8 protein-coding genes are annotated in these 11832 nt (G+C 68.5%); all 8 read right to left on the bottom strand.

Annotated features, from left to right (window positions below; genetic code table 11):
* Nucleotide 1: 1 nt before the first annotated feature.
* Nucleotides 2–652 (bottom strand): Uma2 family endonuclease, encoded by a 651-nt coding sequence (locus tag ACLFQI_RS07100; protein WP_410758217.1) that lies wholly within the window; start codon nt 650–652, stop codon nt 2–4.
* A 44-nt stretch (nt 653–696) separates the two neighbouring features.
* Nucleotides 697–1644 (bottom strand): sulfurtransferase, encoded by a 948-nt coding sequence (locus tag ACLFQI_RS07095; protein WP_410758216.1) that lies wholly within the window; start codon nt 1642–1644, stop codon nt 697–699.
* Between the two features lie 8 nt (nt 1645–1652).
* Nucleotides 1653–3104, bottom strand: coding sequence for a metalloprotease TldD (tldD, locus tag ACLFQI_RS07090; protein ID WP_410758215.1), 1452 nt, complete (start codon nt 3102–3104; stop codon nt 1653–1655).
* Nucleotides 3105–3329: 225 nt separating this feature from the next.
* Nucleotides 3330–4157 carry a carbon-nitrogen hydrolase family protein gene (locus ACLFQI_RS07085; RefSeq protein WP_410758214.1) on the bottom strand — a complete coding sequence of 276 codons (828 nt, stop codon included), beginning with the start codon at nt 4155–4157 and terminating at the stop codon, nt 3330–3332.
* A gap of 90 nt (nt 4158–4247) precedes the next feature.
* The gene (locus tag ACLFQI_RS07080; protein WP_410758212.1) at nt 4248–8921 is read right to left on the bottom strand and encodes a YhdP family protein; all 4674 of its coding nucleotides are present in this window, start codon (nt 8919–8921) and stop codon (nt 4248–4250) included.
* A 6-nt stretch (nt 8922–8927) separates the two neighbouring features.
* Nucleotides 8928–10382 (bottom strand): ribonuclease G, encoded by a 1455-nt coding sequence (gene rng / locus ACLFQI_RS07075; protein ID WP_410758210.1) that lies wholly within the window; start codon nt 10380–10382, stop codon nt 8928–8930.
* 58 nt (nt 10383–10440) lie between these two features.
* A complete protein-coding gene (locus tag ACLFQI_RS07070) occupies nt 10441–11112 on the bottom strand; it encodes a Maf family protein (protein ID WP_410758209.1) in 672 nt (223 codons plus the stop codon).
* 23 nt (nt 11113–11135) lie between these two features.
* Nucleotides 11136–11660 (bottom strand): 23S rRNA (pseudouridine(1915)-N(3))-methyltransferase RlmH, encoded by a 525-nt coding sequence (rlmH, locus tag ACLFQI_RS07065; RefSeq protein WP_410758208.1) that lies wholly within the window; start codon nt 11658–11660, stop codon nt 11136–11138.
* Nucleotides 11661–11832: the final 172 nt, after the last annotated feature.

The following is an 11832-nucleotide window of genomic DNA, read 5'->3' as shown; positions in this document are numbered from 1 at the left end:
CTCAGCGTTCTGCCCCGAGCGATTGGCGCAGTTGTCGAATGGCCTCGGTCTGGGTCGGCGCACCCATGCAGGCCTTGATCAAGGCTGGATCGAGCTGTGGCAGTAGGCGGCTGCGCTCGCGGTGTTGGTACTGATCGCCTTCGAGGCCGTAGAACTGGAGCCGCCCGTGCTGCCAAAACCAGACCTCCGGCACCTCGAGCGCGCGATAGACCTCGAGCTTGTTCAACCCGCCGCTGGTGCGCACGACCTCGATGGCAATGTCCGGTCGGCTGGGCTCTTTCGCGATGGGTTCGAGCAGATAGCACTCGTCGGGCTCGGCGCCGCGTTTGGCGAGCTTCGACTTGATGGTCCAGGAGCCCGCGCCATCCATCGCGACCCCGACTTCAATGGCCCAGGTTTCGAGCAGTCGGGCGAGGGTTGTCTTGTCCCAATCGTGATTCCATGAGGGCGTCATCAGCTCCAGCACGCCGTCGATGAAGGTCAGCCGCGGGCTCGCGGATTCACCGCGGATCTCGAGCAGACGCTCGTAATCGCTCCAGTCGGCCTGCGCGAGCTGGACGATTTGGTCGTCGGGTTGCGTGGCTCGATCTGCGGTGGCGGGTGCTGATCCGGCAGCAGGGGTATCGGCAATGCGCTCAGCAATCGCGGCCATGACGAACCTCGGTGGAGAGGAAAAACGGACGGATGCGCCTTGGCTTAACAGGCGTCGCAAAGCTCGATCTCGGCACTGATCGGGAGGTTGTCGTCGCGCGCCCATTCCATCATCGAGCCGTCGTAGAGCAAGGCCTCCTCGTTGCCGAGCACCGCGTAGGCGGCGAACCAGGTCAGGGCGGCACGGTTGCCGCTGTGACAGAAATGGATCTGCTCGCCGTCGGTGACGATGCCGCGGGCCTCGAACAGCGCCTTGAGTGCGCCTGGGCTGCGCAGCTTGGCTGAGCCGCCGTCGCTGACCCAGTCGTGCGGCAGGTGGCGCGCGCCGGGGATGGTGCCCGGCCGCTCGGCGGCGTCGCCGGTGTAGATGCCGACGAACTCGCCCTCGCTGCGCGCATCGACGAGCGGGGTCTGCGCGGCGAGCGCGGCGCGCACGGCTTGGGCATCGGGCGCCAGCTCGGGCTGGAGGTCGGCCCGATAGGCGGTCGCAGGGCGGGTCTCGCGACCCCGCGCGAGCGGAGCGCCGCTGTCGGCATAGCCGACCAGGCCGCCATCGAGCACGCTCGCTTGCTCATGCCCGAGCACCTTCAGGGTCCAGAAGACACGGGCGGCAGCGGCCAGATCGCTGGCCCCGCGCCCCGTCGCGACGATGACCAGAGCGTCGTCGTTGCTCACGCCAAGCTCGCTGAGCATGGCCTCGAGCCGCTCGACCGGCGGCAACATCGATGTCAGCCCACTCGCGTTGGCGCGCGCCGCCTTGCTGCCTGGTTTGGGCGGCTGGGTGCGCCAACGCTCATAGGGAGCGTTCACCGCGCCTGGGATGTGGAAACGCTGGTAGTCGTTCGGTGACTGGATATCCAGCACGACCAGTTCGGATTGGCCCTGGTTGCTCTTGAGCCATTGGGCGTCGACCACGGGCGGAACGCTGGCGGATGCCGGGGCGCTCAGCAAGGCCAGCCAGGCGAGGAGCGGATAGAGGAGGGGTCGGCTCATCATGCGCTTCACTCCCCAGCCCCCGTGCCGCCGACGGTCAGCGCATCGACGCGCAGCGTCGGCTGACCGACCCCCACCGGCACGCTCTGCCCATCCTTGCCGCAGGTGCCGACACCCTCGTCGAGCTTGAGGTCGTTGCCGACCATGCTGACGCGGGTGAGCACATCGGGGCCGTTGCCGATCAGGGTCGCGCCCTTGACCGGGCGGCCGATCTGGCCGTTCTCGATCAGATAGGCCTCGCTGGCCGAGAAGGTGAACTTGCCGGAGGTGATGTCGACCTGGCCGCCGCCGAAGTTGACCGCGTACAGGCCCTTCTCGACCGAGGCGATGATCTCGCCCGGATCATGGTTGCCGGCGAGCATGTAGGTGTTGGTCATGCGCGGCATCGGCAGATGCGCATAGGACTCGCGCCGGCCGTTGCCGGTCGGCGCCATGCCCATCAAGCGGGCGTTGAGCCGATCCTGCATGTAGCCGACCAGCACGCCGTCCTCGATCAGCGTGGTGCAGTGGGTCGGCGTGCCCTCGTCGTCGATGTTGAGCGAGCCGCGGCGGCCGGGCAGGGTGCCGTCGTCGACCACGGTGACGCCCTTGGCGGCGACGCGCTGGTTGAGCCGGCCGCTGAAGGCCGAGGTGCCCTTGCGGTTGAAGTCGCCCTCGAGTCCGTGCCCGACCGCCTCGTGCAGGAGCACGCCGGGCCAGCCGGCGCCGAGCACCACCGGCATGGTGCCGGCCGGGGCGGGGCCGGCTTCCAGGTTGACCAGGGCCTGGCGCACCGCCTCGCGGGCGAAGCCGAGCGCGCGGTCCTCGGCCAGCATCCAACCCAGATCCAGGCGCGCGCCGCCGCCGCTGTGGGCCTGCTCGCGGCGACCGTTCTCCTCGACCACCGCGACCACGCTGAGGCGGATCAGCGGGCGCACGTCGGCGCTCAGGCGACCGTCGTCGGCGACCACGAGGACGGTGTCCTGCACCGCGACCAGGCTGATCATCACCTCCTTGACCCGCGCGTCCATGCCGCGTGCCTCGGCATCGACCCGATGCAACAGATCGATCTTGGCCGCGTCGTCCAGACTCGTGATCGGATTCATCGGTTCGTAGAGCCGCTGGCGCGCTGGCAGGCCGGCGCCGATGCTGATCGGTGCCGCGCCGCCGCCACGGGCGATGGCGCGGGCGGCATCGGCGGCCTTGGTCAGGGCCGCGAGTTCGAGTTCGTCGGAGTAGGCGAAGCCGGTCTTCTCGCCGCTGATCGCGCGCAGACCGGCGCCCTGTTCGATGTTGAAGCTACCGTCCTTGATGATGCCGTCCTCGAGCATCCAGGATTGCAGCCGGCTGCTCTGGAAATAGATGTCGGCGGCGTCGATGGCGGGGCTGCGCAGCGCGCCGATCAGGCGATCGAGGTCGTTGTCGCCGAGGCCGAAGGGCGCGAGGATGCTCTGGCGCGCGATGTCGATGGAGTCGGTCATAGGGTCTTTGGGCTCGCGTTCTTGGGCGTCTAGCCGTTGCGGATCATGCGGGTGATGCGGATGACATGGTAGGCAGCGCGCGCTTTTTCCAGCCGCCGCGCATGCAGGCAGGTCCACTGCCCGCCAGTGGAGAGGTCAGGAAACGGCCTCCCGATGGTTGCCGGACACTGGCATTCAGGTCGGGAAGGCGTTCGGGCCGGGGGGCAACAGTCGATGGACGGAGTCTCAACGACACTTGAGGCGACGATGCTCGAGCACTGGGAAGGTGCGGCGAATCGAGGCCTGTCGGTCGCGATCGAGCGTGCAGCAGATCTGACCGACGCCACGCGCGATCTGCGCCAGCACGTTGCCCCAGGGATCGACGATCATGCTGTGGCCATAGGTCTCGCGGCCACTGAGATGGTAGCCGCCCTGGGCGGCGGCGATCACATAGGTCAGGTTCTCGATGGCGCGGGCGCGTACCAGGATCTCCCAATGCGCCTTGCCGGTCAGTGCGGTGAAGGCGGCCGGCACGGCGAGCAGCTCGAGGCCGCTGTCGAGCATGCGCCGCGCCGTCTCCGGGAAGCGCAGTTCGTAGCAGATCACCACCCCGAGGCGGCCAAAAGGGGTATCGATCACCGCGCTCTGGTCACCGGGCTCGATGGTCGCCGATTCCTGGTAGCGCTCGTTGACGTCGGGCAGCACCACATCGAACAGATGGGTCTTGTCGATGCGCGCGACCCGATCCCCCTGATCGTTATGGATCAGCGCGACCGAGCGCACCCGGCTCGGGTCATTGCTGCGCAGCGGGATGGTGCCGCCGACGAGCCAGACCCCATAACGGCTGGCGGTCTTGGCCAGGAAGTCCTGCAACTGACCCTTGCCGTCGGGCTCGGCGAGATGGAGCAAATCCCGGTCCCGCTTGCCCATGAAGGCGAAGTTCTCGGGCAGCACCACCAGGCCGGCGCCGGCCTCGGCGGCAAGGTGGATCAGGCGCTCGGTCTCGAGCAGATTCGCGGTTGTATTGGGGCCTGAGGCCATCTGCACGGCCGCGACCTTGGAAGTCTCGCTCATGGGCGTTCGGTATGGTCAATTTTCTGTAACCATAGCACCACCGGACAGGCTCTGTTTGGGCATGCCCGTCAAAATAGCCGGGCTTTCTGATCAGAAACCTTCCAGGAAGGGGTTGCTCGGCTGCACGCGTTGCGGCGGTGCCTGGTTCGGCGGGTCCGCTGTCGGCGTGCGCTCGGCCTCCTCTTCCGCGTCATCCGCGTCATCCGTGTCGTCCTCGTCGACGAAGAGGTTACCGACCGAGGGCGAGCCGCCGGTGTCCACGCGACGGATCAGCGGATCGCGCCAGGGCCCGGTGACCCGGTAGGCATAACGCCCGAGGCGCTCGACCGCGCCGTCGGTGACCTTGTCGGTCAAAAACACGGCGGCGCCAACCACCGGGCCGCCGGCAAGCGTGCTGGCGAGGGCGAGCCCGATGCCGATCTCGGGGGTCACCACGACGGTCTGATCGAGTACGCCCGCGACCAGATCGGTGCGCCCGGTGATCTCGATGTCGGCGGGCGGCGCGAGAATATCGAGCGCGCGGATGCGGGCCTCGCCGCTGCCGATGGCGATCTCGCCATGGATGCGATCGAAGGCGAAGCCATCGGCGAACAGGTCGCTGAAGTCGAGGCTCAGCCTGCGGCTGAGGGCGGCCGTATTGAGGATGCCCAGCATGCGCCCCACGCCGGGCTCCATGTCGAGCATGCGCCCGCTCCCGACCTCGAGCGCGAGCGTGCCGCGGGCGCGCGCGAGCGACAGGTCGCCTGGGCCGCCGGGCCAGCGCAGATCGAGCTGCAATTCACCGGCGGCGCCGCTCAAGGCGCTGTAGAAACCGCTCTCGCGCAGCAATTCGCCGATCGCGGTGCTGTTGGCATCGAGCTCGAACGTGGTTTCCACATAATCGGTGGCATCGATGTGCCACTGCGCCCGGGCGCTGGCATCGACATGCGGTCCATGCAATGACAGCGTCTCGAAGTCGACCCCGTTCGGCTGGGGCACGCTCATGAGCCGCAGCCGACCGAGCCGATCCTCGCCATAGTGAAGCCGTTCGATCTCCAGGTCGAGGCGGCCGAATGCGCGCGGGTCTGCCGGCGTTGTGGCCGCGGCCTCTTCCTCGCGCGCCTCCACGAGCGGCGCCAGATCCAGCCGCTCTATCCGGATATGCACTGGGTTTTGGCTTGCGCTGGCCGGTAGCCGGATCGCGCCGTGACCACTTTGCTCGGCATTGAACTGGATATCCCAGCCACCCGCTTCGCGGGGTTCCAGCACGGCCTCGAGGTCGTTCAACCGCAGCTGTTGGAAGCGGAGATCCTCGACCTCGAGGCGCAGCGGGAGCAGCTGGAGCCGCTCCTCGGCATTGTCGCCCTGGAGCGAGGCGAGATCGCTGCGCGCGATCCAATCCAGCCAAGGTTCGAGATCCAGGGTCGCGAGCGCGCCGCCGATCTCGATCGAACCCGCGGGCGGCAACGCCTCCGGTTGGCCGTTCAGGTCGATCGCGAGTCGCCGCGGCGCGATCCTCCCGTCGGCGGCGCGATCTATCTCCAGCAAGGCGCCGAGTTCGCCAGAGTCGATGCGCAGCGGCAGCGGCCATTGGTCTTGATAGCGGCCGCTGAGTCGAAACGCGCGCGGCTCGCCCGCCGACTTGCCGAGCGGTGCCGGCAGTGACAGCGCGAGGCCCTGGAGTTCGGAGCTGAGCCTGAGGTCGATCGGCGGGGTCTGGTGCGCGGCGTCGCGGTTACGCAGGCCGAGTCCCAGGCGCCAATCGAGCTTGCCGCTGGCGAATCGCCAGAGTGGGCTGGGCAGGGCCTTGGCCAGTCTGGAGACCGGCGTTTGCCCCTCTAGCCCGATCTCGGTGCGTGCCGCGTCGCTGCCGCCGTCCAGGGTCTCGATGTCGATCGCGAGCGCTTGGGGGCCGAGATTGGCGCGGATGTCGTCGGCATCGATGCCCTGCTCATCGAAGCGCAGGCGGCCCTCGATGCCGCTGAACGTCAGGTCGGTGCCTCTGATCCTGAGTTCGCGCGCGTTAATCGTTTCGTCAGGGCTCGGAGGTGTTGGCTCGGCGTCGCTCCCGGCGTTGGTTTCGGTGCTGGACTCGGCGATTGGCTCCCAGCGCAGTTCGCCACGGTAGCGAAAGGGACGTTCCTTGCTCAGCGGTACCCCCAGCCGCAGCGCGATGCCGCCCTCGCCACTGACCTCGATGGCGTTCGCCAGACCGCCGAGCCGCTTCGCGAGCGGGCTCGTTGCCAGCACATGCCGGCCATCGGCGAGCGGGCCGTTGCCGCGCGCCTCGATCTCGAGAGTGGTCGGATTCCAGAGATCCGGCAAGCGCAGATGCCCAGCGTCCACCTGGCTGTTGAGGATCTCGGCGCTCGGGATCTCGACCTCGAGGCGACGGTTCTCGAAGCGCAGGGTGGCGGCGATCTCGCGTAGCGGTGGCCAGCGTAGCGGCTCGCTGTCCTCGGCGTCGCGCAGCCCTGGGGGTTGGGGGGAAGCAACTTGGGCAAGGGTGGACTGGACGGTTTGGGCAGGCGCGGGCGGCGCCGTGCCGCCGTAGTCGAGCACGCCGTCGACCAGGCGCAGCGTCAACAGGAAACGGCCCGCGTGATCATCGAAGGGGAAGCGCTCGAGTGGACCGCGCAGCGCGAGATCGCCGGACTCCAGCCGCGCATCGACGATGGCCTTCAGCAGCCAGTCCTGGAGACGTTCGTCCATGATGCCGACCGGCAGCCACTGCGCGAGCGCTTCGATGTCGCCGTCATGCAGATGCGTGTGCAGGTCGATGAAGGGATTGGCGCCGGATGGATGCACGCAGAGGCGCAGCCGGGTCAGGGTCGCGAGGTGCGCGGTCTCGGCGCTCAAGGCCTGCGTCCAGAGATGGATCGAGCCGGCCGGCATCAGGCGCCAGGCGAAGTCGCCGTGCAGCGCGGTGAACCGATGGGGTTGGGCGAACAACGGGCGCAAGTCGAGTCGGGCATCGCGTCCGTCGAGGCGCGCCCGTCCACCGGTTGGTCCCAGATCGAAGTCGAGATCGATCCCGGAGAAGGGCGGGATCTTGGCGTTGGTGCTGGCGCTGGCATTGGTGCTGGCGCTGGCATTGGTGCTGGCGTTGGCATTGGTGCTGGCGTTGGCGTTGGCGTTGGCGTTGGCGTTGGCGTTGGCGTTGGCATTGGCATTGGTGCTGGCGTTGGCGCTGGCACCGATGGTCAGACCTTCGAGCGCGCCCTTGAGGCGCCAGTCGGCCAGGGCGGGGAACCCCGCGTCAGCCGGGTCGGAGCGCAGCTCCAGATGCACGGCCAGGTTGCGGGCCAGTCCACGCGGGCGACCCTGGGTGATCGCGATGACCGGTTCCGCGAGGGTTACTGGAAGGTTTTCAGGGAAGTCTGTAGCAAGCCGTGCGCCGATCTCGGCGAGCGGTCCGAGCGGGAGCGCGCCAATCGCGGCGAACAAGCGAGCCGCTGGGGCCGGCGTTGCAGCATTGTCGGCAGTATCAGCGGGGGCGGTAGCAGGCGTGACAGGGCGGGCGAGCTCGGCATCATTGCGCGCGGGCGCGCGGCGATAGCGCAACGTTGCTGAGGTCGGCGCCGAGTCGGCGCTGCCGGGCAGCCTGAGTTCCTGGATGTCCAGCCGCCAGCCTTGCGCCTGGCGTTGCCAGCGAGCGCGCCCGGACAGCGCGCCGAGTTCAAGCGCCGCGCGGGCCTCGTCGCCCTCCAGCCTGAGCCCCTCGATCCCGATCGTTGTCCAGGATTCGTTCAAGCGCCCCCGCGCGAGCCGATTCCAGCTCTCAAGCCGCAAGGCGCTGCTGTGCAGCTCCAGGCTGGGCCAGCGCTCGCCGATGAGCGACGCCAGATCCTCGCCCTTGGTCTTGAGATAGAGACGACCGGACCAGCGCTCGGGATGCGCCGCCGGCCCTTCGAGCTTGGCGAGAATCCGCAGCTCGCCGAAGCGCGCCTGGTTGGCGGTCTCATCGGCCGGGCCGCCGCTGTCGGCCGTGCGGCTGCTGTTGGCGCGATCGTCGGCCGTGCGGGCCGCGACTCGCAGGTCGTGACGCCGCCCCTGATTGACGAACTCGGCGACCTCGACGAACAGGGTTTGCGCGGGCGCTGCGGTTCCCGCGTCGTGCCAGCTGAGCCGGCTGTCGAGCAACCGAAAGCGCCCTTCGTTCAAGAAGAACGCGAGCGCCTGCGCATCATCGCCTTGCAGCGCGTCGAGTCCGCGGATGCGAAGACGGCCATCGGCGTCGCGGCGCGCGTGGATGTCGGCGCCAACCAGGCCGACTGCAGCGATCCGTGGCCGTCGCGCCGCGAGCGAGGCCAGCGGATCCAGCTCGATGCGCAGCGCGTGCGCGGCGAGCAGCGGTTCCTTCGGCGCCTCGCTCGACGCGGGCGACGCGAGCAGTCGCGCCTCGGTGAAGCGAAGTTCGGGCGAGAGCCCGCGCAAATGGATCGACAGGGCGCCGACCTCGACCGGCGCGCCTAGGGTCTCGCCGAGGCGTGCGACGAGATCCTCGCGCAGCGCGTCGGCGTGCGGAAGCAGCAGCCGCGCGGCGATCGAGAGGACCGCCAGCGCGACGATCGCCGTGGCGAAGAGCGCGACAGTGCCGTTGAAGAGCCAATACAGGGTCCGCGTCATCTTGCCGTGACCGAAGGGGTGCAAAAGGGTCCGACGGTCCATGATCTCGCGGCGCACCGCGTCCGGCCCGGTCTGGGGCGCATGCCGAGGCCCGTGGCGGTTCGGATGCGCGTCGGCAGGGACCTGCCGGCCCCAGCAGTGGCCGGCATCCGGCATCCGGGATCAGATCAGGACCACGTCGTACTGTTCTTGAGTATAGAGCGACTCGGCCTGGAGCTTGATCGGCTTGCCGATGAACTCCTCGAGTTCGGCCAGATGAGCGGATTCCTCGTCCAGCAGCCGGTCGATGACCTCCTGCGAGGCCAGCACCAGCAGTTGCTCGACCTCGAACTGGCGCGCTTCGCGCAGGATCTCGCGGAAGATCTCGTAGCACGTGGTTTCGGCGGTCTTCAGCGAGCCGCGCCCGCCGCAGCAGGGACAGGGCTCGCAGAGGATGTGCTCGAGCGATTCATGGGTGCGCTTGCGCGTCATCTCGACCAGGCCGAGCGCCGAGACCTCGGTGATATGGGTCTTGGCGTGATCGCGCGCGAGGCATTTCTCGAGCGCCCGCAGGACCTGGCGCTTGTGCTCCTCGTCGGTCATATCGATGAAGTCGATGATGATGATGCCGCCGAGGTTGCGCAGCCGCAACTGGCGGCAGATCGCCTGCGCCGCCTCCAGGTTGGTCTTGAAGATGGTCTCCTCGAGGTTGCGATGGCCGACGAAGGCGCCGGTGTTGACATCGATCGTCGTCATCGCCTCGGTCTGGTCGATCACCAGATGGCCGCCGGACTTCAGCTGCACCTTGCGTTGCAGCGCCTTGAGGATCTCGTCTTCGACGCCGTACAGATCGAACAGCGGCCGCTCGCCGCTGTAGTACTCGATGCGGTCGACGATCTCGGGGATGTACTTGACCGCGAACGGCCGGGCCTTGTCGACGGTGGCGCGCGAGTCGATGCGCACCCGCTCGACCTCGGGCGTGACCAGGTCGCGCAGCGCGCGCAGGGCCAGGGGCAGATCATCGTGGATCAGGCCGATCTCGCTCGCGCTCGCGGCGCGCTCGCGGATGCCGTTCCAGAGCTTGGCGAGGAAGGCCATGTCGCGGCAGAGGTCGTCGTCGCTGACGGTCTCGGCGGCGGTGCGGGCGATGTAGCCGCCGATGCCCTCGTGCTCGTCGACATAGGTCTGCAGGACCTCGCGCAGGCGCTTGCGTTCGTCATCGTCCTCGATCTTCTGCGACACGCCGGTGTTGCCGAGCCGGGGCATGAAGACCAGATAGCGCGAGGCGATCGAGATGTTGGTGGTCAGGCGCGCGCCCTTGCTGCCGAGCGGGTCCTTGACCACCTGCACCAGGATCGGGTCGCCCTCCTTGACCAGGCTGGTGATGTGTTCGCTGCGGGCCTCGCCGTCGACGGTCATGATGTCGGAGGCATGCAGGAACGCGGCCCGATCCAGGCCGATCTCGACGAAGGCGGCCTGCATGCCGGGCAGCACGCGGCAGATGCGCCCCCGATAGATGCTGCCGACCAGGCCGCAGCGCTGGGCGCGTTCGATGATGATCTCCTGCACCACGCCGTTCTCGACCACCGCGACGCGGGTCTCCGGCGGGGTGACATTGATCAGAATCTCTTCGCTCATCGTGATCCTTTGGCCGCGCGCTGGGCGATCGAGTGGCTCGGTGGCATGGAATTCGGTCTCATGGGGTCGGCGCCGGTTCGCCGGCGAGCGGGTCGATGCCGTGTTCGCGCAACAGCCCGGCCGTCTCGAACAGCGGCAGTCCGACCACGTTGCTATAGCTGCCGCGCAGCGACTCGACGAAGATCGCGCCCCGGCCCTGCACCGCGTAGGCGCCAGCCTTGTCGCGCGGCTCGCCGCTGGCCCAGTAGGCCAAGGCCTCGTGACGCCCGATGGGGCGCATGCGGACTTCGGTGCGCACCAGGACCCGATGTTCCCGGGGCGGTTGGCCGCCTGGCGTCCCGTCGTCTGACCCGCGCGGTCGCTCCGGGTCGGTGGCCGCGCTCAGCAGGCTGATCGCGGTGAGGACCGAATGCCAGCGGCCCGAGAGCAAGGCGAGCATGCGCAGCGCGTGCTCGGCATCCACCGGCTTGCCCAGGATTCGGTCATCGACGACGACGGCGGTGTCGGCGGCGAGCAAGGGCCGCTGCGCTGGCGCGCTCAAGGTGGTCCAGCCCGCGCGCGCCTTGGCGCGGGCGATGCGGGTGACATAGGCCTCGGCGGACTCGTTCGGCGCCGGCGTCTCGTCGATCTCGGCGGCGACCAGCCTTGGCCGCAGGCCCAGTTGCGCGAGCAGTTCGCGCCGCCGTGGCGAGCTTGAGGCCAGATACAGATCGATCGACAGTGCCGCCATTGGCTGCGTCCTCGGGGCAGGGGTCATTCCGCTCCACGGTGGTAAGGGTGGCCCTGGATCAGAGTCCAGGCGCGGTAGAGTTGTTCGGCGAGGATGACACGCACCAGCGGATGCGGAAAGGTCAGCGGCGAGAGCGACCAGTGCCGCTCGGCGCGCGCCAGGCAGGCATCCGCGAGCCCGTCCGGTCCCCCGACCAGCAGCGCCAGGTCGCGTCCGCTCGCCAGCCAGCCCTCGAGTTCGGCGGCGAGCGCCTCGGTGCTCCAGGCGCGACCGCGCACATCCAGCGCGATCGCCAGCGCATTGCTCGGGACCGCTTTCAGGAGCCGCTCGCCTTCGTCGGCGAGCAGTCGGGCGCGCGCCGCCGGCGATAGCTGCGCGCGTTGTCCGGCTTTGGCGCGGCTGCGGTCCAGGCCCTTGCCGCGCGCGGCGGGCTCGACCTCGATCAGCGAGAGCGCGCAGCTCGATGGCAGGCGTTTGGCGTACTCGTCGAAGCCCGCCTCGACCCAGGCCGGCATGCGCCGTCCGACGCTTAACAGGTGGATGCGCATGTTGCCCTCGTCAGCGCTTGCGAAATGGCTTCAGGTCAGCGAGGATTCCCTCTGTTTTCGCTCAGAATACCCGAAGAGGCCATGGTCGCGTCATGAGCAAGCCGGCAAGCAACCAGATTCCCGCGCAGAGAGGTCTTCTCGATCGGTCCACGCCGGCGCCGTTGCCCGGCCA

The organism is Halochromatium sp., assembly GCF_046541315.1.
Taxonomy (GTDB): domain Bacteria; phylum Pseudomonadota; class Gammaproteobacteria; order Chromatiales; family Chromatiaceae; genus Lamprobacter.
This window is presented reverse-complemented; position numbering and strand designations above follow the sequence as displayed.